The sequence below is a fragment of the Microseira sp. BLCC-F43 genome, from assembly GCF_041929235.1.
Lineage (GTDB): Bacteria > Cyanobacteriota > Cyanobacteriia > Cyanobacteriales > Aerosakkonemataceae > Microseira.
In genome coordinates this window covers 40,224-64,349 of sequence record NZ_JBHFNP010000170.1, presented here as the reverse complement: position 1 = coordinate 64,349, position 24,126 = coordinate 40,224, and the positions used below count along the sequence as shown (strand labels likewise).

The window sequence follows — 24,126 nt, the reverse complement described above, 5'->3', positions numbered from 1 at the left end:
AGTTGAAATGCTTGAATCACAATCGCGTTCAATAGTTGAATATGTTGATTTCCTAACTTACCCAAGCGTCTAACAATTAACTGGCGATTCAAAGTTGTAATTCGAGTCACCCGCACTTTAGATGAGACTCACAATCCAGTACCTGGAAACTCGGCATCAGTATCATTGATAGCAAATTCATCGCTGGTCAAATTGCTGACATTTTGAGATGAAATAAAACAGATAGTAACTTCATCAATCGTTGGTGATGACCAGAGTACGACAGCAGGACGTAGTTTTGTTTGACTCAGATCGGTGAATGGGAATTGAGCCAGAACAATATCACCTTTACTCAGAGTCATTACACAGGTTCTCCATCTTCAAGCGTGTAAAGATCGGGTTCATCGTGGAGAAAGTCAAAAGCTCCACCCGACTCAGCCAGGTGCATGAGTTCGCCAGTAGAAGGATAGGGGAGATTGCCAAATAATTTGACTTCGAGTAAGGCTTGCTCTGCGGTAGAAAGCGAACGAATAATTTGCACTAGAGAATCAACCAGTTGGATATTTACGGCTTCAGTTGTTTTTAATTCATTCATTTTTAAACTCCTTATTAACCGATAAAGGCGTGTCATTGATTATGCTTCTTCCTGCTTTGATTGATTACATTTTAGCTAGGTGGAGGATGCGATACGGCTAACGCCACACTTCGTGACCGCGTAGCTAGCCCTTGGCATATCGCGCCAGCAACTTGCGGCTTAAGGCGATCGCTCTTTGAAAATAAAGTGCATGAGCGATCGCCACAAAGCATTGTCATGATGCTAAGACTTCACTGAGAATGACAACCGGCAGATTGGGAACATTACGAAATCCACTGTCATTGGTTAGAAACAGCGTACAGCCTTCACCTAAAGCCGTAGCAGCATGAATAGCATCGGGTGTTTTCAGGTTGGTAGTAGCCCTTAAATTAGCTGCATTTCTCAGTACAGATTGAGTAATGGGGAATAGCTGGATTTCTGAGTATAAGAGTAATTGATCGTAATCGCTCAACAAAGCAGTATTTGCGTTTTTCAGAGGCAGAACCATAGCTTCCATCAAGGTTAATTCACTGGTAATCAATTCAATTTCACCTGTTTGAAACTTCAGCCACAATGGTTGGAGAAGTAAATAGTAATTGGGATTAGCTTCAACGGTGTAAATAATGACTGATGTATCCAAATAAACTGTTGCTGAAGAAGGTAAAGTTAGCTGTCCCATGAATTTCTTTCTGCTTCAAGTTCGCGGTCGATTTCTTCAACTGTTCTGGACGCATGACGACTGCGGATTTCTTCAATAAATTCCAGCACTCTACGCCGTCCAGGTTTAGGTTTTTCTGGCAGAATGACAAAAACTTCTACCTCTTCACCCACAGATCCAGGTGGCAGTTGAATTTCAATTTTGTCACCTGGAAGAACCTTGGTTGTAATCCGTATTGTTTGATTTTGAGCATTTTGCCCGTACAGTGCCTCCAATCCTTGAGCTTCAGCAGTTTGGGCGGCTATATCTGCTTCGATTTCTTGTTTGTTGGCATGGTAATAAGCCAATGCTGTGTAGACTTCAGCTAGGGTAAGATGCTCAATGCGGGCAGCAATTTCTTCGGCATTGAGTCCTCGCTTATACCAAGCGACAATTCGTCGCACGGTAACACCTTTGCCTGCAATATGAGGGCTACCCCCATGCAACCGGGGGGTACGAGCAATCAATGTACTGATATCAATTGAAGTTGTTGACATAGCATTTTAATTCTGTGAGGGTCATTGGTGCTGTTTGATTTGTGAATTAGAGAATATCTACGATTGATTACATTTTAGCTAAGTGGAGGATGCGATTCGCGCCCAAGGGTAGCGCAAGCTTCACGCGCAGCGGAAGGGAGGCATATCGCGGAGCGCGACTTGCGTATTATATGCGATCGCGCAGCGTGCCTCTGGCATATGGCGCAGCGTACCTCTGGCATATCGCGTCCGATCCTCCAAAGTCTTAAGTGGCGATCGCACTGTACGGTTATACAATAGAAAAAGCAGAATCTTTAGGAGTTGCAATCATTCCGACAGTAGCACAACTATTACAGTGTTTTATTTTGTGTCAACGGCTAACGATGATGTATAGACCTATTTATCTTGTACGTTTAGATGAACGTACAAGTGAGGTAGTCATCATAGCTGGTGAAGAAACCCAGATAGCGATTGAGCCAGATGGTAAATGGACATACAAAGCATGAAACCTAATTTTGCAGCAATGAGTCTTAAAGAGCTACGAGCATATATGCTTGAGCATCGAGATGACAGTGAAGCTTTTTATGCCTACATGGACAGGTCTAAGGCAGAAGAAACCTGGATAAAAATGCCACCTCTCAAGTCAATTAATGACCTTGATAATTATCCTGAATTTCTGGAAGCAATAGGCAAAGAACCAGGAAAACAAGGATAAACGTCTTTCAATTTCTGACGGTTCGGCTACTTCAAAGAATAGCTCTAAAGCTTCAATTAAATTAGCTCGTGCTTGTTCAACTGTGTCTCCCTGACTGGCAATATCCAGTTCCGGGCAAAGTGCTACGTATCCATCATCTTCGCGTTCGATAATTGCAGTGAATTGCCGAATATTGCTCATACCCTTTCTCCTTTTATCTGAAAGATAACTTCGATTTTTTACCCCCATCACCTACTCTTCCACCGCCCCTAAAGCTTTGAGCGTCGCTTTCTCAGCATCAGTTAAACCCTTAACACCCGCGATATTCATGCCTTCATAAGGTCTGTCACTTCTGAGAGTTTTGAAGCACTCACCCGTCAAGACATCCCAAAACTTAATCGTGCCATCCCTGCTGCAACTAGCAATAATTTTTCCATCAGGACTAAAGGCGACTGAGTTGATCCGACGTGTATGACCTTGCAGAATTTTGAGGCATTCACCAGTGCGAATATCCCATAACCTTACTGTTTGGTCAACACTTCCACTGGCAACTATTTCACCATTTGGGCTAAAGGCGACCGAACGAATCCAATCAGTATGACCCTGCAAGATTTTGAGGCATTCACCAGTGCGAATATCCCATAAGCTTACTGTTTGGTCAACACTTCCAGTAGCAAGCATTTCACCAGACGGGCTAAAGGCAACTGAACGTACCCAACCATTATGTCCCTGCAAAATTTTGCAGCATTCACCAGTGTGGATATTCCATAACCTCACGCTTGGTTCATAACCTGCACTGGCAAGAATTTCGCCAGAACGATTTAAGGCTATTGAGTATATTGAACTGGTATTCCCCTGCAAAGTTTTGAGGCATTCACCGCTGTTTATATCCCATAGCCTTATCGTTTGGTCACCACTTCCACTGGCAAGTATTTTACCATTTGGACTGAAGACTATTGACCGCACTTGTTGGCTATGCCCCTGCAAAATTTTCAGGCATTCACCGCTGTTTATATCCCACAACCTCACTGTTTTGTCACAACCTGCACTGGCAAGTATTTCACCATTTGGACTGAACGCGACTGAGTGTAGCTGATCGAAATGCCCCTGCAAAATATTCAGACATTCACCATTGTTTACATCCCACAGCCTGACTGTTTGGTCATAATTAGCACTAGCAAGTATGTCTCCAGACGGACTGAAGGCAATTGACCGTACTTGACAGATATGCCCATGTAAAGTCTTCAGACATTCACCGCTGTTTATATCCCACAGCTTGACTGTTTGGTCAACACTTCCACTAGCAATTATTTCACTAGAAGGGCAGAAGGCAATTGACCGTACTTGACTGATATGCCCATGCAAAGTTTTTAGACATTCACCCCTGTTTATATCCCACAGCTTGACTGTTTGGTCATAACTCCCAGTGGCAAGTATTTCACCAGATAAACTGAAAGCGACTGACTGTACTCCACTGAGATGCCCCTGCAAGGTTTTTAGGCATTCTCCTGTGCGGATGTCCCATATTTTTGCCGTTTGATCGCGACTCGCACTGGCAAGCATTTCACCAGAAGGATTAAAAGCGATCGCCCATACCATTTGAGTATGTCCTGGCAAAATTTTGAGGCATTCACCTGTATTGACATCCCATAGTCTTACCGTTTTGTTACCACTCCCAGTAGCAAGCATATCCCCAGCAGGATTGAAAGCAACTGAAAGCACAACTTTAGTGTGTCCTTGCAAGATTTTGAGGCATTTACCAGTGGGAATATCCCATAACCTTATTGTGCAATCAAAACTTCCACTTGCGAGTATATTCCCAGAAGGACTAAAGGTAACTGACATTACTGATTCAGTATGTGCCTGCAAGACTTGCAAACATTCACCTGTATTGACATCCCATAGCCTGATTGTTTTGTCATAACTGCCACTGGCAAGTATCTTACCCGAAGGACTAAAGGCGACTGATTCTACTACGTTTGTATGTTCTTTACAGGTCAACAGTTCTCTGCCACTGCTGGCTTCCCACAAACGAACTATGCCATCACTATCGCCCGTAGCTAACAGTTTACCATCTGGACTAAATGCTACTGAACGAACGCTGCCAAAGAATTTAGTAAAAACAGAGTTAGCCAGATTCGCCTCAGTAAAATTGACGCGGTGCAGGCAAGCATTTGCAAAATCAGCGCCGATAATTACAGCACGAGAAAGGTTTTTACCTTTGATCGCTCCCCGATCAACCTTCAATAGCAATGTCGCGGCATTTCCGCCGATATAACCTACCTCGTCTTCTGTTTTGTCCTTTGTTGCTTCTATAATTTCGAGCAGTGGCGACTTAGCCCCCCTTGGCAAGGGGGGTTGGGGGGGATCGTCTCCAACATCGTGAAGATCCCCCCCTGCCCCCCTTAAGAAGGGGGGAGTTGTATCCAACATCGGGACAAGTAATTCGATTACTGCCTTTGTTAGGGGTGCTTGTCCAAAACTATGGCGAAGGTGGGCTAAATCTTCGCTGGTAAAGGATTTGATGGGGGCGATCGCTCTCTTTTCCCCCCGCTCCATCTGTCGGTTAAAATACGATGACCAGGTGTAGTCTACAGGTGTTGCAGTTTCAAGCATGTGGGATTGCGATCGCGCCAACTCCATATAATCTTCCGCTAACGCCCCCAACTCCGCCGCAAACTTATAAGCGACAAAAAACTCTAACAGCGAACGATGCGCCGGAGTATAATCCCCATCAGAATTGCGGATCAGCATTGTCTGACCCATCATGTCATAATGCCAGTGGTCTAAATCTTTTTCCTCCTGCACAACGGAACCAAATAAGCGACGAATTCTATCTGGAAATAGTCGATAATTGATGCTCATCTGGTCGGTAGAAAGCATTTCCCACGACAATTCGCACAGGAAATATAGCTTATCTGCTAACGAAGTGAAGGTGCGATCGCTTTTAATATCCCTCTCCATCTTCCGCCGCACTGCATACAGATAAACCCGCGACATATCCACAGGTTTCCCGGCTTTAATATCCGGCAATGCTTCTAATATTAAATCGGTCATCACCGGACGACGGGCTAAATCCAACAATGCCGGATTTCCCATCACTTGTTCTACTGTCGCTGCTTCAGTTTGTAACGATAATACTTGCCGAATTTGGTCGTCGTTAAATTTCTCTAATTCCAAGACTTCAAATTGCGGCGTTTCCCCGGTTAAAGCTTTAGTTGATGCCTGCAATTCCGCATTTAATAAAGCCCGCCCTTCTTTCGCTTCTGGGAAATGTTCGGTGCGACAAGTCAGGATAACTTTTGCACCGGGAACGACTATCTTCGCTAATTCCCAAAAGTTATTAATCATCTCTTGGCGGTCTACCCGCGCTGCCATTTCGTCAAAACCATCGAAAATTAACAGCAATTTACCCATGCGATTTAATTGCTCAAAAGCCGAATATCCAGCTAAAGGAATCTCGTGCTTTCTAAAGAAAAACTCGGAAAATAGAGATTCTACACTCACCGCTTTGGCATAATCTCGCAGGGGAATTACTAAAGGTAAGCGAGGACGATCGATGCCGCGTTTTTGAGCATCTCGATAGCGTTGCAATGCCGTCCAAGCATAGTGGAAAGCAAACCAAGTTTTCCCAGTGCCAAATTCGCCTAAAATTGAGATATGTTCTTTGGCAGGGTCATCAATCCAAAGGTCGATGTAACCGTCAATCCAGCCGTCTCTTTCGTCGTAGCGACTGACTGCAATTTTTCGCCCCGTTACTGGGTCGAGTTCTTCTTTTGTACAGGCAAGGGGGACATATTTGGTTTCAATCTGGCGGCTTTTTATTTCTGTTTCTAGCCAGTTGAGATAGCCGCTAAAATCGGCATCTTGGTCTAATAATTCATCGAATGTATAGCATCCTAAGTGACGATTTTCCTCTTTTTCAACTTCATCGCGCGCCGCCCTACTGATGCGACGGGCAGTGACTAACCATCCTTCATCGGTTCTTTGTTTTTCAACTACATCGCGCAATGCTGCTATATCTTTGAGTCCGACTTCGCCTTCAAGTCCTCGCACGAGAATGCGATCGTAGCGATTTCTGCGAACGGGAATGTTGATAATCCATTCAAAATAGTTATCTTGCCAAATTTCATATTTTTCAAACCGATATCCTAAAGTTTCAAACCAACCTTTAATTTGTTGAGCTAAAGCAAAAGCTTTACAATTATTTTCCTGTAGAGACGTTGCAGGCAACGTCTCTACAGCAGCGGGAAGTGCGGGATAATTTTGCCCCGCGAGGCGCGCCATTTCGGTGCGAATTCCCTCTAGGGTGGGGAGTCTATCTAGGCGTTCTTGGAGAGTCGCTATAGTTCTGTGTAACGAACCAATTTGTTGATTGACTAAAACTTCTTTTGGCGTGCGGGTGCGTTTGGCAACTTCGATATAAACGGCGGCAAAGGCGATAAATTATCGTCGGATGTCAATACCTAAATCGCGAATTTCATCGCCCAATTCATAAGTTGCCAAAAATTCATTGCTGGCTTTTTCTAAAATGGCGAAATTATAGGCATCAAATGCTTCGCGAAATGCCTTTTGAATTTCGTTTTTCCGGAATAGTTCTAAAAGGGGTTTGGGTTTGCCAACGCCGTATTCTACTAAAGCATAGACGTAAACGGCGCTAAAATCTGAGGGTGGATGTTCGGGGTCGAGGTTAAATTGTTTTAATAATTTGATGACGGTTTCGTTGCGTTGAAGTTTTTCTTTGAGTACGCCGGTGGGACTGGCGATACCAGTAATAGCACTAATTATTGAGTCGAGGTTGATGGGAATCATGGAGTTGCAGCAGCGAAGGGGAATCTATTTCTACGCTAACCTCTCGCTTACACCAGTTACCAGCGACCCAGTGTGTCTAGGCGGATTTGGTATGAATCGGCTTCTTGAGTGAGATTACGTAAGTAAATAAGTAACTTTCAGTACGGTTACGATGGTTGGCTCTGGTGATGTGGCTGGCGAGATCGCTCTCAATTCCCATGACAATCAGAGCGATAACCGTTCCGTAATTTTACATATATGCTACGTGTTTACACTGAAAAAACGTCGCTCTAACTGAGGCCAGACGGATTCGGTAAAAACGGCTTAAATCCTTGTTTTATAAGAGTTTATGCATATTAACTAGAAAATATAACGGCTGTGGGTGGCTCAGATTTACCAGCTAGTTTACTCTAACTTTACATTGGCAAAGCGTACTGTAGAGTTTTAATCAAGATGCAAGCGAGTGGCTTGCCATACTGAGATAAAACAAAGTAAATTTACTACATAAATGAATTGTGACGCTAGCGCAAAGAAACCCAGAGCTGCCTAGAAACACAAGTCTTAGCGACTTGTTGGTATGCGATCGCACCCGCTCAAACCTTTTAAACCACGGCGATGCACCTTGCATCCCGTCTACTGCACAACATGACCTCTTGCAGAACGACTCTGCAACAAATCTTTGCTGTCAACGTTCGCCCAATTCGGAGAGAGAAATTCCATGTTTGCGATCAAAAAGTTGGCTCTTGCTGCTGCTGGAACCGCAATGGTAGCTTTTGGTTCAACCGGAGAGGCTCAAGCCATTTCCTTCAGCGAACCGCCTGATGCGGGTCAAACCCTTGGCAATGCTCGCGTTCTCACAGGTACACCCGGCACCTCCATCACCAGCATTTCTGGTCGCTTGGGTGGAGCAGCTGACTTGTTCCAGTTTTACTCCCCTGGAGGCTTGTTTTCAGCTACAACGGTTGGTCAGCCTGGAACGCTTGACGATACGCAACTGTTTCTGTTTAACTCGGCTGGTTTTGGCTTGCTGGCAAACGACGATGCTTCTGGAACAAGGCGTTCTACGATCTCAACCACACTCTCAGCAGGCTTATACTTCTTAGGGATTTCCAGCTACGACTATGACCCAGTAAGCCGCGGTCCTGGTGTCCGTTTAAGAGAGATTTTCCCAGATCCGCCCTACGCTGAACTCAACGGGCCAACGGGTTTTGGTGGCTCTCGACCGCTGGAAACTTGGAGGGGAGAGATTTACGGCAGCGGAACTTACACAATTGCTCTGAGTGGCGCCCAAGTCGTTGGCGTTCCCGAACCTGCTTCTGTGATGGGTTTGTTGGCTTTTGGTGCTTTGGGTGCTGCTTCTTTCCGCCAGCGCAAACAGTCAAAACAGGCTGTAGAAGTACCCGTCGAAAGCTAAATAACTCAAGTTGCTAGTTAACGCAAGTTGCTAGTTATAAACTTTGGCGTTGCAAGCTTGCTAATTGCCAGCTTGCAAAGCCTAGGATTTTTACCAATCTCGCCATTAGCCTCGTTCCCACGGCTCTTGCCTGGGAACGCCATTAGCCGCTCCCAGAGAGATAACTAGCAACTTGAGTTAGTTAGATCGCTTTTGGACTGGTAATATCATGTCCGGTCGATTACCCATAATTAGGAGTAGGGAACATTATTAACGTTATCTGTTTGTCCGAGATATCTATAATGTTCCCTACGCAACGACGCGGTGAGGTTTTTTTATTATGGGCAATTCAACAAACATGATATAATAGGTAATCGGGAATGGGTAATCGGTAATTGTGCAGACGGCAAAAGCATTTTAATCTAATTACCAATTACAGCGTATTATTCTTTTTTACCCAATAACCAATAAGTCAACATTTCGCCTCGACCTTTAATAAAAACATTTCCTCGCGGCTGCAATATATATTTATCTTTCAATAGTTCGTAGGTGGCGGCGGTGAGTTGAATTTTTCCTGCCATGCCTTCTGATTCCATGCGGCTGGCAATATTAACTGTATCGCCCCATAAATCGTAGCTAAATTTTTTCTTACCAATCACACCGGCTACTACATCGCCGGTATTGATACCGATGCGAAGTTGAAAGGGTTTTTTTACATCTTTTTGAAAGTTGATAATAATTTGCTGCATTGCTAATGCCATATCGGCGACGGCTTCGGCATGATTGGTGCGCGGGGTGGGTAAGCCTCCCACTGCCATATAGGCATCCCCAATAGTTTTGATTTTCTCTAAATTATATTGCTCTACTAGACGATCGAAGGCGGAGAAAATTTCGTCGAGTAAATTAACCAGTTGGGTGGGTGTAATTTTGGCAGCAAGTGAAGTGAAATCAACTAAATCTGCAAATAAAACCGTCACCGCTTCGAACCGCTCTGGGATCGCTGTTTCATTCCGTTTCAACCGTTCGGCTATGGGTTGGGGTAAAATGTTGAGCAGCAACCGTTCTGCTTTCAGGCGTTCGCGCCGCAGTTCTTCTTCAGCTTGCTTGCGCGCGGTAATATCTTTGACAGTACCTTCGTAGAATAGCAAATTGCCATTCGCGTCTTTGACTGCACGCACGTCTTCGGATATCCAAATAATGCTGCCATCTTGGCGGTAAATTTGGGATTCAAAATCCGATACGGTGTCGTATTGCTCGATAAAGGCGGCGAATTCATATCGGCGTCCGGGGTGGAAGTATACTTGTTGATTGATGTCTGCGATCGCAGCTATCATTTCTTCCGGAGAAGCGTAACCATAAATTCTCGCCATTGCTTGGTTTACTCTTAAAAAACGTCCGGACGGCGTACTTTGAAAAATGCCGTCAACCGAATTTTCAAACATGCTGCGGTATCGCTCTTCTAATTGCTTGCGTTCAACCAGTGCTTGTTGCAGGCGCATGTTTTGATCTGCGAGTCTTTTTTGCAAGTTTCTCAGTTGCAATTGTTGCTCGACTCGTACTAATACTTCCTCTACATGAAACGGCTTGGTAATGTAGTCTGCCCCCCCAATACCAAAAGCTTTAACTTTGTCTAGAACCCGATCGACTGCACTGATGAATATGACTGGAATGTCGCGAGTTACGGCATTTACTTTCAGGTGCGTGCAGACTTGATAGCCATCCATTTCTGGCATCAAAATATCGAGTAAAATCAAATCAGGAACAAAATATTTAATACTTTGTATAGCTATTTTACCGCTAATTGCGCTGCGAACTTTGTACCCTTGCTGAATCAGAGTTGCCGATAGCAAGCGCAGATTATCGGGGGTATCGTCAATAATTAATATATTGACTCGTCCATCATTTTTTAGCTTAAACCCTAATCGCTCAAAAATTTGCCGCTCTATTTTATTTCGCTGTAAAATCGCCTTCGCTCCTTGATAGATCAAATTTTGATGGCATAACACCAACTGTTCTAATTCAAGGGTGGCGGCATTAATTTGCTGTTCCCTTAAATACAAAGTTTCTAAAACTGCATCTAAATCGCTCACCCTATCGGCAACGTCAGCGCTTATAACAATTAATCTATCTAAATTGAGCAGGAGTAATTTTTGCAGGTAGTAGGCGATCGCCGGAGAAAGTAAAAGCCGATTTTCTGGGTGTAAATTCGCCACATCTAATCCCATTTGCTCAAAATTTAATCCAAGTTCCCGCGTGGGAGAAAGAAGGCATTCAAAAATTAAGGTTGATAGTTTTGGTAGTTGGGGGCGATATGCCGACCGCACGCAATCGCGTTCGCTACTCACCATTTTCATCGGGTTTAATTAAATTCATCACAATATCAAACCGAAAGTTAATTAACAAATTTTTTAGCATCTCGTACAAGTCGGGGTAGTCTTTTGCAATTTGAGCGAGCAATTCCATGCATCCTTCCTCGTTGAGCAGCAACGCTGCATCGTATAACTCGGTTTTCCATTCGGTTGACATCTCTGACAAAGAAGCTGCCAGATTTTCTCTTGCAGTTTGTTCTACTATACCAGCAGATTTATTCCCATTTTCCTCAGAGCGAGCAAGCTTTGGACTCAATGGGTTTTGTGAGTAGACATATTGTACACCCAGATATTCGGCTATCTTGGCGAACAGTTCTGACTCCCGGAAAGGTTTCTGCACGCAGTCATTGCAACCAGCTGCCAAAATCGCCGGTTTATTATCAAACACACTCGCACTTAAAGCGACAATCCCTGTCTTTTGTCCGGCGGGAGTGGCTTTAATTTGCCGAGTTGCTTCGTAACCATCCATCACGGGCATCCGCATGTCCATCAAAATTAAATCGGGATGCCAGCTTTCCCACATGACGATGGCTACTTGACCGTTTTCGGCTGCGCGCACCTCAAAGCCCACCAATGAAAGTAACTCAACTAAAAATAAACGATTTTCCGCCACATCCTCAACGACAAGAATGCGATAGCTGGGTTGGTTCGGTGCCAAACCGATTACTTTTAATCCGTTGATTTGCTCGGCTTGTTCGGCAAATTCTCTGATGCTGACGGGAAGAACTAATTGAAAGATGCTACCCTGACCTACAGTACTTTTAACGGTCATTTCACCCCCCATTAATTGCGCGAGTTGATAACTAATTGCCAATCCGAGTCCAGTGCCTTGCTGAGATTTAATACCGGCCTCAGTTTGCACAAATGTGGCAAATAATTTTTCGATTTCCTTTGGGGCAATACCGGGTCCAGTGTCTTCAACTTCAAAGACTAATTGGTAATTGGTAATTGGTAATTGGTAATTGTGATTTTCTTTTCCCTTACCGATTTTGGCGCGGAGCGTTACGCTACCTTTTTCGGTAAACTTAACGGCATTGCCCAGTAAGTTAATTAAAATTTGACTTAGTTTTCGCTCGTCTGTTTCTACGTATCGGGGCAAGTCACTAGCCAAATCGCAAACCAGTTGCAATCCTTTCGAGTTGGCTCTGAGTTGAAACATTTCTTGCCAGGTTTGCAGCAAGTTGTACAGGTCAACTTTGCTGAGATTGACTGCGGCTTTGCCTGCTTCAATTTTGGAGATTTCCAGAATATCGTTGATTAAGTTGAGCAAATGGTTGCCGCTGCGGTTGATGATGCCGATTTGCTCTTTGTACTGGGGTTGTAGTTCTAGCTCTCGACTCAATAATTGACTAAATCCCAGGATGGCATTAAGGGGGGTTCGCAGTTCGTGGCTCATGTTTGCTAGAAAAGCGCTTTTGGCGCGGTTGGCGGCTTCGGCTGCTTGTTTTGCTTTCTCCAGGGCGATATTTTTTTCTAGCAGTTCTTGGGTGCGCTGTTGCACTTTTAGTTCTAAAGTTTGGGCGTAATTTTCTAACTCTTGGTGGGATAATTGTAGCTTTTTCCATAGTAGGTAGCTGCGACTTGCGAGTCCGGCGCCGATCAGTGCTAAAAAGGGCGAGGCGGCGACGATCCACCATCCGGCTAAAAATAATAGGTAGGCGCTGCCAAACAAACTACCGATGGCGGCGGGGATAGTAATAATTGCCCAGCGTGGGGTTCGCACGCTCCATCCCAACGCACCTCCCAAACTCGACCAAAAGCCTATCCACAACCATTCCAGGGGTTCTCCAATGCCTCTGAGCAGTTGTCTGCCATCTAAGGCAGCACTGACGATCTGACTGGCAAGGTTGGCGTGGATTTCTACCCCAGACCAAGTCGTGGGAATATTGTTTGTGTAGGGGGTGTAGAAGCGATCGCCCAAACTTTCCGCTGTCGATCCGATCGCCACAATCCGCCCGCGCATCAAATTCGCCGGTATTCGATCCTCCAGTACGTCGGTGAGAGAAATTTTCGGAAATCCGGTTTGCAATCTCTGAAAGTTAGATAGTATTTGATATCCGCCTACATCCACGCGCACGTAACCGCCAGCGTTTTTTTCCAGGGGCAAAAACTTCGCTTGACCTAGCTTGAGACTTCTGGTGTTGCCATTAGTTTGAAGTCGAATATTTTCGGCTTGTAAATAAGTTAATGCCAGCTTGGTTCCCAAGGTCAACATTGTTTTACCTGTGCTTTCGCGCACCGATAATAGGTGGCGGCGGACTTTGCCATCCGCATCTACTACCAAGTCGCTGGCGGCGACAAGAGATCGCTCGCGCAGCACCGGCGGCGGGTCAACCACGGGTCCGCTGGCATCGCCGACCACCTTTTTAACCCCAATTAAATTAGGCGTAGAACCAAAGACTTTGAGTAATTCTGAGTGTCCGGGTTCTACCGGCAGATTGCGATACAAGTCCAACCCAATCGCTCGAGGTTGCTGCTGTTTCACTTTTTCCAACAGTTTTGCTAAAGTCGCGTCTGACATAGGCCAGCGTCCCAAGCGCGAAAGATCTGATTCGTCAATCGTGACGATGACGACGCGGGGTTCTCCAGATTCTAACGGACGCAGGCGAAACCATCCATCTAAAATCGCCCATTCCAGCAACTGCAACGCTCCAGACCATTGCAGTGCCAATACTGCTCCCGTTACCCCAATAACTGTAATCCCGATACCTCGCCGTTGCAAAATTTGCCTAAACAGCCTTTTCATCTTCCGTTTTTATCTCTTGGTTAAAACCAGACCCCTTGAGGTCTGGTTCAATATTATTTAGCCGTCAGCAGCTTAAATAGCCATCTCGCAGCTGGCGCTGCCTTCTTGTATTTGTTCAATGAAAAATTAAGCAAATCTAGCCAAATATGCTATAATCTTACCACATTTCTTTAATTAGAATCAGATTATTAGAGCCAAAGCTGATTTAAAAAACCCTTTCATTTTGGAGAAAAATAGATTTGTGGCGCTCTAGGGGCAAAAAATCTTTACAGCCGATATAATTCCGAGTTCGGACTCGCTCTGATTAGGAGCCACAAGCAAATGGAAAATTTTCGCATTATGAATAAAATCTTGGTCATAAAGAGTTTCAAAAATTGGCGATTTAGGGTTATAATCCCAGGCTTTTTAGCTCTAATTCTAGGGAATCCGATTCCCACTTTAGCTTCTATTCATGCTTATCCCGAATCGCCGACTCAAATTATGTATCGCTCTGTTCAAAGCTTTCGGGATGCTGCCGATAAAGCTTGGCAAGTCGTCCTGTATAAGCGCGTTAAGTCGGGGATGGTGGATTCGATCCATCTGCGCTTGGTTGGCTTTCCCGGAATGGTCGAGTTATCGCACCCAAAAAACTTACAAATTACGGCAGGAACTGGGGAAGTTTGGCAAGCTAAAGATGCATACGATGAATTATCTTTACCCGCTAATGTTGGCGAGTATGCTAATTGCTAATGGTTAATTGCTAATTGCGATCGGCTCGTAATGTAGCATTTTTCCTGAGAATAGCCATTAGCCATTAGCTATTAGCCAGTTGAGTTGTTAGTCGGTTGTCAATGATGCAATTTACTAAAGAAGAACTTACTTTTGCGATCGCAGCCTTAAGTGGTATCAAGTGCTGCGCTTCTACATTTATCACCCAGATCGAGGATGCAGTCGCTAACCAACCAGATTACGGCTGCATACCAGAAACCTTACTAGAAAAACTCGAAGCCTGTTCCTTTGAAGAAAAAGATGAGCTTTTCTCCAAAATAGAAGCAATCTGCAAAACACCCGGATCTTCCCTCCCCAATGAAGCCGAATTGAAAGCCGCAGGACTCCTATAGAAAACCCAACAGTATTGAGGTAAACCCTACTTGATAGGTTGGGTTTACCTAATTGCTTTTTTTTTATCTGTTCCCTTATACTTCCTAATCCCCGATTCCCTAACCCAAAAATTAGGGTGAATACGAATAACTCGGTAGGGTTCTCTTTACTGTCAGTCGAATTGAGTTATTGGCATTATAAAAAGGTAAGCAACTGCAGCGGAACACCGCAGCTAACCCAAAAATTCAGAAATTCAAATCGAGGCAATTGTTACTATGATGATTCGCTATTGGCATCCAGGCAGTGAAATTGAAAACGTCCGCCGTCAACTCGATAAAATGTTCGATCAATTCGCTTTAAATGCTCAGAATACTCCTTCTACCTGGCAGCCAGCTATTGAATTAATCGATGCGGGTGATAACCTGATTCTGAAAGCTCAACTGCCGGGAATTGAAGGCAAAGATGTTGAGATTCAAGTAACCCAAAAAGCAGTTGCTATCGTTGGGGAATATCGCACCGAACAAAGAGAAGGCGCTAGACATCTGCACTCAGAGTTTCGCTACGGCAAGTTCCAACGAGTTCTGCAATTACCTTACCCGATTCAAAATGACCAAGTGAAAGCCGATTTCACCAATGGTATTTTGACCCTAACCTTGCCCAAAGTTGTCGAATTTCGCAACAAAGTGGTCAAGATTAACTTAGGAGAAACTGCCCCTGAAGCACCTAACTAAATTGTTTTCATCTCCCGCCATTGGTGGGGGATGAAACCTTATTTCACAGGAATCAACATTGCAGGGACACGGCATTCAAGAAACTTTGCCAGATGCGACAACACTTACTGATGACGTGTCCCTACGCCAGACAAACTGGGTGCAACACAATATTGTCGGGACACGGCATTCCACCAACTTTGCCTTGAGGTACAACACTTACTGATGACGTGTCCCTACGCCAGACAAACTGGGTGCAACACAACATTGTCGGGACACGGCATTCAAGAAACTTTGCCTTGAGGGACAACACTTACTGATGCCGTGTCCCTACGCCAGACAAACCCATTTTTTCAGTCTTCAGGGTGGGGTAATATTATGCTCTATTTCCCTAGGCTTATAGTAGCAAGATTTGAACGCAAAATTTATGAACAAAGCACTGATATCGATTCTCTTGTTTGTGGAGTTAGTTTTGTTGATAACTTCACCTTTAGCCGCACTAGCTAGTTTAATGTTGCTCGTTGTGGTAGCCGCCTTTTTTTCAACAGTCTCGACAGTTGTGTCAGAGGTTGCTGATGATAATACTAAGAAATAAAGACAGAAACCCGGTTTCTTCAAGAAACCGGGTTTCTCTTATGTTTGAGGACTAATTGCTTCAAACAGCGATGAGTAATCTTGATTGGATAAACCCATCTGCTGAGCTATTTCTAAAATCTCCCGCACCCCTGACAAACTGCTAGCATTCAAGTTAACCGAAATAGCTGCATCTAGAAACAAGTTAGTATCTTTGAGCAGATGTTTGGTAGGAAAATTAGGATTGGCGTAATTCCTATCGAGCATTCGCTGCAATTTTTTATCAAAAGTCGGGGCATAAAGCGCACTTTGGCGCAAAATTTCCATGAAATATTCGACTTCGACGCCTTGATTTTGCACAAAACCTAGACTCAGTGCGAAGGCAGTTGTAAGGGAACTAATGAGTTGATTTAGGGCTAGTTTAACAGCAGCAGCGGTGCCAACGGGGCCAATTAAACGCGGATCTGAGCCAAAGTTTTGCAGCAGATTAGACCATTTTTGAAATTGTTCCTCTGTCGCGCCTACCATGACGATTAATTTTCCAGCTTCTGCTTCTGGGATACTTCCCAAAACGGGTGCTTCTAGATAGTCACCGCCTGCGCCTACGACTTGTTTTTGCAACTCTTGACTTTGGGAAGGAGAAATCGTTCCCATTTGAATTATGGTGCGGTTTTTCAGTTGTTGTTTGGCATTTTCTGATAAGAGAACTTGCTCAATGGCAGCGGCGTCGGAAAGCATTAAAATGATGCAATCAGAGGAGGCGATCGCTTCCTCCGGCGAATCAGCTACCATCGCCCCCGCCTCGCGCAGCGCTTCTAGTTTAGACTGAGTACGGTTATAGACTACCACCGGCAGTTGCGCGGATAACAATCTTTGCGCCAGCGGTTTTCCCATTAAGCCAGTTCCCAAAAATCCAATTCTCACGATTAATTTTTCAACTCGAAACGGCGATTACTAGCTTACCAACCACGCGACCTTTTTCGCTTTCTGCATGAGCCTGGTCTATCTCCGATAAAGGATAAGTGCGTGCAATTATAGGACGCAACTTATTCGCTTCGCTCAATTCTTTCAAGTAAGCCAAATCCTTGCCATTCGATTTGAGCAGAATAAATTTTGCTTTTTTACCGGGAATCAATTGGGTGATGAAAATCGCGGCGCTGTTAACGAAATCGGGGAGGGTGGTGACGTAAACTCCATTCGATGACAATATATTTTGGCATTCCCAAAACGAGCGAGTCGCCACCGCATCTAAAATAATATCGTACTTGACCGACTCTTTAGTAAAGTCTTGATTTGTATAATCGATTGTGCGGTCAGCGCCCAAACTTTTTACTAATTCGGCATTCTTTTGGCTACAAACTGCTGTGACTTCTGCGCCTAAAGCTTTGGCAATTTGTACTGCAAAGGTGCCCACCCCACCCGAAGCGCCGTTGATTAATATGCGATTGCCTGCCTTAATTTCACCCAAATCGCGCAAAGCTTGTAAAGCAGTTTCTGCCGCTAGAGGTATGGCAGCTGCTTCTTCGTGGCTAATATTTTGGGGTTTGAAATAAGCGACTTTTTCCGAAACAGCGGCATATTCTGCATAGGATCCGCTAGTCGCCGGATCGAGACAGGCATAAATTTGGTCACCTTGGCGGAATTGGGTAACCCCAGATCCAACTTCTACCACTTCTCCCGAAATGTCGTAACCCAAAACCATCGGGAATTTGTTCCCTAATATGATTTTCAGCATTCCTTTGCGGGTTTTCCAATCGATGGGATTGATGCTGGTGGCGTATACTTTGACCAACATCTGGTCGCTTTTTATTTGAGGTTTGGGGATATCTTGCAATTGCAAGACTTCAGCAGCGCCGTATTGGTTGATAACAACGGCTTTCATTTGCTCGATCATCGCTATACACCTCCGGCCTTTTTGGAGTTTAGATTAATTTGCCTTTATCGCCATCTATCTTTTGAGCGATACATGCCTCATGCATTATCCGGATCGCAGCGAATCTCGATGATAAACCCATCCGGGTCGTAGCAGTAAATGCCGCGTCCCGTGGGTCGGGTAACGATATCCTGTGCGATGGGGATGTGGTGCTGACGCAACACTTCCACCGCTTGGTCAAATAACTTCGGGTCTATATCAAAAGCTAGATGATTGGCGCGAGTAAAAGCTTTTTCCGGATCTGGATCTGGCGGCGCCAGATCCGGTTCCCAGAATAAATCTATTACAGTACCATCCGGCGTCACAAAGTTGGCAACTTTTCCCTCTGCAACTAACTTAACCAACGTTGTCGGAACTTCCTCCCCAGTCAATTCGTGCAAACCCAGGATCGTCCCGTAAAAATGACGCGACGCTTGCATATCCCGCACGTTGAAGGCAATGTGATGCACCCGCCGCAGACAACCTGGGGATAGAACAGCTTTGGTAGACTCTGGCGCTAACGACATACTGGCAACCAATCCTTTTTGCTATTACCATAACGCCAAACCCACCGTATTTCACTCCACCGACAGATGACTCATTAACTACCCTGATAGGTAATATTAGAAAAAATTACACTCGAAGTCATTTACCAGTCGAAGTGGATTTAGTTCTGAGGTCGCTAAGTAATTTTACCTATGAATTAACCGCAACTTCTGTACTTCTTGTCGTATCTATAGATAGATTATTAAGAAACTTATCTCAATTATAAAAAAATATCGATTAACAATGACTTATATATGTGATTATGCTATTTTTTTTGATACAGATTTGAACACCGCTCTCGACTGCCCTCAATTTTAGTACTGCGATTATGTCAATTTTAAATAACTTTCGTAACTTTTTCAGCAACCGCTATATGAAACACTACTGTGATGAATGGATTGAGGAATGGTGCCAACAAAACGGGTGGACAGATTTATTTGTAGAGCGTCCTAACTTTTACTGGGCGTTTCCTCCCTTTGCTGTCATGCCCGAACCAATTCCAGCACAGGTACTCAGAGTGATTAAGGCGCGCAAGGGATTTAGCCAGGAAGAACGACGCTGGACGATCGCCGCCATATTAGTAACAGTCGTCGCTGCACTTTTAGGCTTTTTCTTAAAATCTCCCATGCCGCTGTTTATCGCATTTGCTTTTGATGCGGTTACAGTCGCTTTGTTTGAGGAAGAATAAGTAATGGCTAATGGCTAATTGCTCATTGCTAATGGCTAATTGCTAATTGTTTTACCATTACCTATTACCGATTAGCCATTAACCATTACCTATTACCGATTAACCATTAACCATTAGCCATTAGCCATTAGCCATTAGCCATTAGCCATCAGACCAAAATCTTTTGCAGACCTTCTACTAACCTGCCAATCCCTTCAATTGCTGTATCTTCTTGTAAAGCACCGTAGGCGAGGCGCAGGTAACAGCCATCATCGATACCGAAAGTTGTGCCGGGAATTAAGGCGACGCGATGTTCCTTTATCAGGCGTTCTACTAATTCGATTGCCCCTATTTTTGTATGAACTTTGAGCAGAAAATAAAACGCCCCATCCGCTGGCGGTACGGTGCATAAATCTGGGATGGAATAAAGTTGATCTAAGCATTTTTCGCGCACTTTGGCAATAGTTTGCAACTGTTCCCGACAATAACTAATTCCCGCTTGTAATGCACCTAAAGCGGCGTATTGAGAGATGACTGGGGGACAAATTAGAATTGTATCTTGGATTTTGTTAACTGAAAGGAATAAATGTTGCGGGATGACCATATACCCGATGCGCCAGGAGGCGAAACCATAGGCTTTGGAAAGGGAATAAAGTAAAATTGTATGGTCGCTGCTGTTGGGAATTGCGCCGGGAGAAAAGTGCTGGACGCCGTTGTAGGTGAAGTATTCGTAAGCTTCGTCGCTAATGTGGTAGAGGTGGCGATCGTAACACAGTCTATTCACCGCTTCCAATGTTGCTTTCGGATATACTACCCCCGTGGGATTATTCGGTGAAATTGTGACAACGGCGCGAGTTTTGTCGGTAATTGCTTGTTCTATCTTATCGAGACAAATCTGATAATTTTCATCGGTCGGGACCAGGACGGGAGTGCATCCCGCCATTGCAATCGCCATCTCGTGGTTAAAATAATAGGGCGTCAGTAAAATAATTTCGTCCCCGGGGGAAGTAATCGCCAAAACGGCATTCATAAATGCCATGTTCCCACCAGCTGTGACGACTATGCATCGATTGTCGTTTATGTCAATACCGTTTTCGGATTTGAGTTTGGTGGCGATCGCATCCAGCAAGGGTACAATACCGTCTACGGGTTGATATTTGTGATTGTCTGGAATAGCTAAAAATTGCGAAATTTGCTCTATAGCTTGTTTTGGCGGCCCATAGGAAACAACCCCTTGTCCCAAAGGAATTGTTCCCGGACAACTGCGGATTAATTCGGCAACGACTGGGATAATAGGTAACTGCACCGCCTGCATTCTTGCAGTTTCGCTGTAGAACATAATTTTAATTTTGCTTGGATTATCAGTTTATATATTTTAAGCGATCGCAACAACTCTTTTACCGTCTGAAGAATATCTATTTATTGAACCGCCATAGACGCGCAGCGACTTCCCGTAGGGTAGACGCCAAGGACGCCAAGAAAGAAGAGAAGAAGATTTATAGAAATAATGGGTAAGGTGGGATGGCGAACGCAGGTTACATATTCTACCTATAAAATAGTAATAGATTGAAATTGTGGCTATTGCCAGTCGAATTATGAGTTGTGGTGATTATTTCCTGAGACTTTTAGCTCGCCGTGATTACAGTGTAAACGAACTGCTGAAAAAAGGCCGAGAAAAGGGATTTGAGCAAAGCGAGATTGCTGAAGCGATCGATGCGGTGCAACAAAAAGGTTATCAATCGGATATCCGCGTTGTAAATAGTATAATCAACTCCTCGAAAGGCCAATATGGAAAAGCAGCCTTGAAACGCAAGTGCCTGGAAAAAGGAATTGCTGCCGATGTCTTCGAGCAAGTCTGGATGGAACAAACAGAATCTGATTCAACGGAATCTCTGAGCGAGTTAAAAGCTAAAGTCATGCGGAAATACAAACTGAGCAGCTTTCAATATATTGACCCGAAAACTAAAGCCAAATTATTGAATTACCTTCAGTATCGAGGGTTTAATCCGTTTGAAGTTTTAGACCAATGGAAGAACGAAGAAGAGGAGGCAGAAGCATTTTAACGCCAACAAACCCGGTTTTTTCAAAAAACCGGGTTTCTGACCCAGGGCGGGCAGGATGCCCACCCCACAAGAGAGTTGTAACCTTTGTGGGTGGGCATCTTGCCCGCCCCACAACAGAGTTGTAACCTTTGTGGGGTGGGCATCTTGCCCGCCCCACAAGAGAGTTGTAACCTTTGTGGGTGGGCATCTTGCCCGCCCCACAAGAGAGTTGTAACCTTTGTGGGGTGGGCATCTTGCCTGCCCCATGTTTAGCTCCTCGGCGGGAAGCCCCGCGCTCTCCCGAAGGGGAGCGTCGGGATGAAAGCCACGGCGTTGATCAACTGTCCCCTTAACCGATGTGAAGCGAAGCTGAACGAGGGCTTGGGGACGGTGAAGCAACGCCAATCTCTTACAAACGAAGCGAACACAAGTACCTAAACTGTATTAGAGTAATTATCAAATTGCTCTAAGATTTCATGTTAAAGGCTGTCAAAGTCCGAATCTATCCCACTGATGCCCAGCAAGCTGATCTTGCTCAGGCGTTCGGTTGCTGTCGATGGGTTTGGAATCAGTCGCTGACAATCATGTCTCAAACATACAAAGAGACAGGTCGCGGCGTTTCAGCCATGGAGATGAAAAAACTGCTTCCGGTCTGGAAGAAAGAGTATGAATGGCTAACTGAATGCTACTCCCAGTGCTTGCAGCAATCGGTTTTGAATTTGGGAATAGCTTTCGGCAACTTCTTTGATGGTCGTACAGGCTATCCCTCACTCAAGAATCGCCACGGCAGACAATCAATTCAATATCCGGCAAACGTCAAAATCATCAGCGAGTCTGAGATTAAATTCCCTGGCAAGCTGGGAACGGTGAAAGCCAAAATTCATCGTGACTGTGTTGGGAAGCTGAAAACCGTTACCGTGTCGAGAATGACTGACGGGCGTTACTATGCTTCGTTGCTACTCGATGATGGAATTGACAAACCAGAATTGCTCAGTGAGGGTAAAGCCATCGGGATTGATTTGGGATTGATTGATTTTGCGGTCACATCTGACGGATCTAAGTTCAACAATCCGAAGCATCTCAAGCAGGATGAACGCAACCTGAAACGGAAGCAAAGAAAGCTTTCTCGCAAGAAGGATAAGACCACAAACAAACGCGCCAAAGCAAAAGTTGCACTTGCCAAAGTGCATAGCAAGATTTCACGAGTGAGAGAGGATTTCCTCCACAAGCTATCCCGCAAGATAGTCAACGAGAACCAAGTGATTGTGGTGGAAGATCTGGCAGTGAAAAACATGGTGAAGAATCACAACCTGGCTCAGTCCATTTCGGATGCAGGCTGGGGAATGTTCCAAACCATGCTCAAGTACAAGGCAGAACAAGAAGGCAAAATCTACCTGGAAATCGGGCGATTCTTCCCGTCCTCGCACCTTTGCAATTCAACACTGCTCCCGATTCCGAAAATGGATCTCTCGGTGCGTTCCTTCCTTTGTCCGCATTGCCAAAAGCACCATGACAGAGATGTGAACGCAGCCATCAACATCAGAAATGAAGGCTTGCGGATTCTGGCATTGGGAACCAGTGCTACTGCCCTTGGAGGCAATGTAAGACCAAAGCGGTATGGGCGCAAGTCTACGACCGCAGAGGCGATTGCCGATGAATTGGGAAGCCCGCGCTCTATCGCTACGCGATGAGCGTCGGGTAGTTCACATAGCTATTTTTACTTTATTTGCCTGCACCTACTTGCTATTACCCGCTTCGACGGGAACTCTCACATCTACCATTATTTGACCGTCTGGCTTAAGTTGTTCGCCTTCAATAAACGAACGCAACATCCAAGCCATTTCTTCGTGTTGCTGCATCAATTCGGTGAGGAAATCAGCCGTACCTTGATCGTGGAATTCTTCGCCGCATTGGTCGATGTGCTGGCGCATATTGCGGATAATTTGTTCGTGGTCTGCTACCAAGTTTTCCACCATTCCATTAGCAGTGGGCAGAGATCCGGGATCTTCTTTGATTGAAGCGTATTTGAGGAAACCTTCAGCCGTACCTACGGGGTAACCGCCCAAAGTACGGACTCGCTCGGCGATCGCATCAATACTTTCTGTTAAAGCAGTATACTGTTCTTCCCACAGTTGGTGCAGCGAGCGGAATTGCGGTCCGACTACATCCCAGTGGTATTTTTTCGTTTTGATCAGCAGTAGATACGCATCGGACAAATCGGCGTTTAACAAGTCAATTACGCCTTGACGCTGCTCTTGCGATAAACCAATGTTCAACGGACGCATAGTTATTTTCTCAATTGTTCTACACTTTTCTAGTGCATCAAATTTCCCCAGCCGTTGCATCAACCGATTGGAAGATAGCACCCTATGCTTTAGGTAGAGGTTTGATTGGTGTCGCCGATGGCAAAAAACCCTCCAGCAGCACAGCGGGTATCGCACGAGGTCGCATTGTTGCCGCTTCTACCCATACCCATAACGCTTCTGCGGTCACCAATAAATCATCTTTTCTATGTTTGCGAATTTCATAGCGCCTTCTGGCGCGAGTTCCCCGCATTTCTTCCAGCCAAGTGGTAATTTCCAACATATCACCCGCTGCTGCCGAACGCAGGTAATCAATTTCTACTCGCCGCATCACGAACACGCCGCCTAGTTCTTTATAGCGTTCAACGGTAAAACCTAAATGCTCCGAATGTTCGAGCGCTGCTTGTTCTAAATAATGCTGGTACACGGCATTATTTACATGCCCCAGCGCATCCATTTCGTAATGCCGTACCCGTAGTTGCGTGGTGAATTTTTGCATAATTTTCCCCCATTAGACCTCTGGCATCAATGCCTGGAACTAAATTTTAGGCTGTAGCGACACGGCGTCAGTAAT

26 protein-coding genes are annotated in these 24,126 nt (G+C 44.9%); 10 read left to right on the top strand and 16 right to left on the bottom strand.

Annotated elements, in window-relative coordinates:
* Positions 1-128: 128 nt before the first annotated feature.
* The 5 genes from ACE1CM_RS24160 to ACE1CM_RS24140 form a co-directional block, all read right to left on the bottom strand.
* Positions 129-341, bottom strand: coding sequence for a type II toxin-antitoxin system PemK/MazF family toxin (locus tag ACE1CM_RS24160; protein WP_374881115.1), 213 nt, complete (start codon positions 339-341; stop codon positions 129-131).
* Positions 341-574, bottom strand: coding sequence for a hypothetical protein (locus ACE1CM_RS24155; RefSeq protein ID WP_374881113.1), 234 nt, complete (start codon positions 572-574; stop codon positions 341-343). The genes ACE1CM_RS24160 and ACE1CM_RS24155 overlap by 1 nt, the downstream gene beginning before the upstream one ends.
* Positions 575-788: 214 nt before the next feature.
* Positions 789-1,232, bottom strand: a complete 444-nt coding sequence (locus tag ACE1CM_RS24150) for a type II toxin-antitoxin system VapC family toxin (RefSeq protein WP_374881111.1) — start codon at positions 1,230-1,232, stop codon at positions 789-791.
* Positions 1,220-1,747, bottom strand: coding sequence for a DUF433 domain-containing protein (locus tag ACE1CM_RS24145; RefSeq protein WP_374881109.1), 528 nt, complete (start codon positions 1,745-1,747; stop codon positions 1,220-1,222). Before ACE1CM_RS24145 ends, ACE1CM_RS24150 begins: the two co-directional genes overlap by 13 nt.
* A 120-nt stretch (positions 1,748-1,867) precedes the next feature.
* The gene (locus tag ACE1CM_RS24140; protein WP_374881253.1) at positions 1,868-2,023 is read right to left on the bottom strand and encodes a hypothetical protein; all 156 of its coding nucleotides are present in this window, start codon (positions 2,021-2,023) and stop codon (positions 1,868-1,870) included.
* On the opposite strand from ACE1CM_RS24140, the gene ACE1CM_RS24135 reads away from it, so the two are divergent.
* The gene (locus ACE1CM_RS24135; protein ID WP_374881108.1) at positions 1,996-2,232 is read left to right on the top strand and encodes a hypothetical protein; all 237 of its coding nucleotides are present in this window, start codon (positions 1,996-1,998) and stop codon (positions 2,230-2,232) included. The genes ACE1CM_RS24140 and ACE1CM_RS24135 overlap by 28 nt on opposite strands.
* Positions 2,214-2,441, top strand: a complete 228-nt coding sequence (locus ACE1CM_RS24130; protein ID WP_374881106.1) for a hypothetical protein — start codon at positions 2,214-2,216, stop codon at positions 2,439-2,441. Before ACE1CM_RS24135 ends, ACE1CM_RS24130 begins: the two co-directional genes overlap by 19 nt.
* Here ACE1CM_RS24130 and ACE1CM_RS24125 read toward each other — a convergent pair.
* The 3 genes from ACE1CM_RS24125 to ACE1CM_RS24115 all read right to left on the bottom strand — a co-directional run bounded on the left by ACE1CM_RS24125 (position 2,370) and on the right by ACE1CM_RS24115 (position 7,232).
* Positions 2,370-2,621 (bottom strand): type II toxin-antitoxin system HicB family antitoxin, encoded by a 252-nt coding sequence (locus ACE1CM_RS24125; protein WP_374881105.1) that lies wholly within the window; start codon positions 2,619-2,621, stop codon positions 2,370-2,372. The two genes, ACE1CM_RS24130 and ACE1CM_RS24125, sit on opposite strands and share 72 nt — an antisense overlap.
* Positions 2,622-2,672: 51 nt before the next feature.
* On the bottom strand, positions 2,673-6,707 hold the full coding sequence (locus tag ACE1CM_RS24120; RefSeq protein ID WP_374881103.1) for an NACHT domain-containing protein: 4,035 nt from the start codon (positions 6,705-6,707) through the stop codon (positions 2,673-2,675).
* A 159-nt stretch (positions 6,708-6,866) separates the two neighbouring features.
* Positions 6,867-7,232 carry a hypothetical protein gene (locus tag ACE1CM_RS24115; RefSeq protein WP_374881101.1) on the bottom strand — a complete coding sequence of 122 codons (366 nt, stop codon included), beginning with the start codon at positions 7,230-7,232 and terminating at the stop codon, positions 6,867-6,869.
* Positions 7,233-7,929: 697 nt separating this feature from the next.
* On the opposite strand from ACE1CM_RS24115, the gene ACE1CM_RS24110 reads away from it, so the two are divergent.
* Positions 7,930-8,625, top strand: a complete 696-nt coding sequence (locus tag ACE1CM_RS24110) for a PEP-CTERM sorting domain-containing protein (protein WP_374881099.1) — start codon at positions 7,930-7,932, stop codon at positions 8,623-8,625.
* Between the two features lie 422 nt (positions 8,626-9,047).
* Here the strand turns inward: ACE1CM_RS24110 and ACE1CM_RS24105 are convergent, their stop codons facing one another.
* The gene (locus ACE1CM_RS24105; RefSeq protein WP_374881097.1) at positions 9,048-10,958 is read right to left on the bottom strand and encodes an adenylate/guanylate cyclase domain-containing protein; all 1,911 of its coding nucleotides are present in this window, start codon (positions 10,956-10,958) and stop codon (positions 9,048-9,050) included.
* Positions 10,942-13,719, bottom strand: coding sequence for a CHASE2 domain-containing protein (locus ACE1CM_RS24100; protein ID WP_374881095.1), 2,778 nt, complete (start codon positions 13,717-13,719; stop codon positions 10,942-10,944). The genes ACE1CM_RS24105 and ACE1CM_RS24100 overlap by 17 nt, the downstream gene beginning before the upstream one ends.
* 321 nt (positions 13,720-14,040) lie before the next feature.
* Here ACE1CM_RS24100 and ACE1CM_RS24095 point away from each other — a divergent pair, with 321 nt between their 5' ends.
* The 4 genes from ACE1CM_RS24095 (at position 14,041) to ACE1CM_RS24080 (ending at position 16,104) form a co-directional block, all read left to right on the top strand.
* A complete protein-coding gene (locus ACE1CM_RS24095; protein WP_374881093.1) occupies positions 14,041-14,448 on the top strand; it encodes a DUF3122 domain-containing protein in 408 nt (135 codons plus the stop codon).
* Between the two features lie 101 nt (positions 14,449-14,549).
* Positions 14,550-14,819 carry a hypothetical protein gene (locus ACE1CM_RS24090; protein ID WP_374881091.1) on the top strand — a complete coding sequence of 90 codons (270 nt, stop codon included), beginning with the start codon at positions 14,550-14,552 and terminating at the stop codon, positions 14,817-14,819.
* A gap of 255 nt (positions 14,820-15,074) precedes the next feature.
* Positions 15,075-15,530: an Hsp20/alpha crystallin family protein gene (locus ACE1CM_RS24085; RefSeq protein ID WP_374881089.1), complete on the top strand. Its 456-nt coding sequence runs from the start codon at positions 15,075-15,077 to the stop codon at positions 15,528-15,530.
* 406 nt (positions 15,531-15,936) lie between these two features.
* Positions 15,937-16,104, top strand: coding sequence for a hypothetical protein (locus tag ACE1CM_RS24080; RefSeq protein ID WP_374881088.1), 168 nt, complete (start codon positions 15,937-15,939; stop codon positions 16,102-16,104).
* A 38-nt stretch (positions 16,105-16,142) separates the two neighbouring features.
* Here ACE1CM_RS24080 and ACE1CM_RS24075 read toward each other — a convergent pair whose 3' ends face one another.
* From ACE1CM_RS24075 to ACE1CM_RS24065, 3 genes are all read right to left on the bottom strand, one after another.
* Positions 16,143-17,006 carry an NAD(P)-dependent oxidoreductase gene (locus ACE1CM_RS24075; RefSeq protein ID WP_374881086.1) on the bottom strand — a complete coding sequence of 288 codons (864 nt, stop codon included), beginning with the start codon at positions 17,004-17,006 and terminating at the stop codon, positions 16,143-16,145.
* A 10-nt stretch (positions 17,007-17,016) separates the two neighbouring features.
* Positions 17,017-17,976, bottom strand: a complete 960-nt coding sequence (locus ACE1CM_RS24070; protein WP_374881084.1) for an NAD(P)-dependent alcohol dehydrogenase — start codon at positions 17,974-17,976, stop codon at positions 17,017-17,019.
* 77 nt (positions 17,977-18,053) lie between these two features.
* Positions 18,054-18,521 carry a VOC family protein gene (locus ACE1CM_RS24065; RefSeq protein WP_374881082.1) on the bottom strand — a complete coding sequence of 156 codons (468 nt, stop codon included), beginning with the start codon at positions 18,519-18,521 and terminating at the stop codon, positions 18,054-18,056.
* 392 nt (positions 18,522-18,913) lie between these two features.
* Here ACE1CM_RS24065 and ACE1CM_RS24060 point away from each other — a divergent pair, with 392 nt between their 5' ends.
* Positions 18,914-19,228: a hypothetical protein gene (locus ACE1CM_RS24060; protein WP_374881080.1), complete on the top strand. Its 315-nt coding sequence runs from the start codon at positions 18,914-18,916 to the stop codon at positions 19,226-19,228.
* Positions 19,229-19,376: 148 nt separating this feature from the next.
* Here the strand turns inward: ACE1CM_RS24060 and ACE1CM_RS24055 are convergent, their stop codons facing one another.
* Positions 19,377-20,546 carry a pyridoxal phosphate-dependent aminotransferase gene (locus ACE1CM_RS24055; RefSeq protein WP_374881079.1) on the bottom strand — a complete coding sequence of 390 codons (1,170 nt, stop codon included), beginning with the start codon at positions 20,544-20,546 and terminating at the stop codon, positions 19,377-19,379.
* Positions 20,547-20,781: 235 nt separating this feature from the next.
* Here ACE1CM_RS24055 and ACE1CM_RS24050 point away from each other — a divergent pair, with 235 nt between their 5' ends.
* Positions 20,782-21,270 (top strand): regulatory protein RecX, encoded by a 489-nt coding sequence (locus ACE1CM_RS24050; protein ID WP_374881077.1) that lies wholly within the window; start codon positions 20,782-20,784, stop codon positions 21,268-21,270.
* 455 nt (positions 21,271-21,725) lie between these two features.
* Positions 21,726-22,940 carry an RNA-guided endonuclease InsQ/TnpB family protein gene (locus tag ACE1CM_RS24045; RefSeq protein ID WP_374881075.1) on the top strand — a complete coding sequence of 405 codons (1,215 nt, stop codon included), beginning with the start codon at positions 21,726-21,728 and terminating at the stop codon, positions 22,938-22,940.
* 45 nt (positions 22,941-22,985) lie between these two features.
* On the opposite strand, the gene ACE1CM_RS24040 is transcribed toward ACE1CM_RS24045, so the two are convergent.
* Together ACE1CM_RS24040 and ACE1CM_RS24035 are read right to left on the bottom strand one after the other, a co-directional pair.
* Positions 22,986-23,534 (bottom strand): Dps family protein, encoded by a 549-nt coding sequence (locus tag ACE1CM_RS24040; protein WP_374881073.1) that lies wholly within the window; start codon positions 23,532-23,534, stop codon positions 22,986-22,988.
* 82 nt (positions 23,535-23,616) lie between these two features.
* Entirely contained in the window at positions 23,617-24,051 is a 435-nt protein-coding gene (locus tag ACE1CM_RS24035; protein ID WP_374881072.1) for an acyl-CoA thioesterase, read from the bottom strand.
* Positions 24,052-24,126 lie beyond the last annotated feature (75 nt).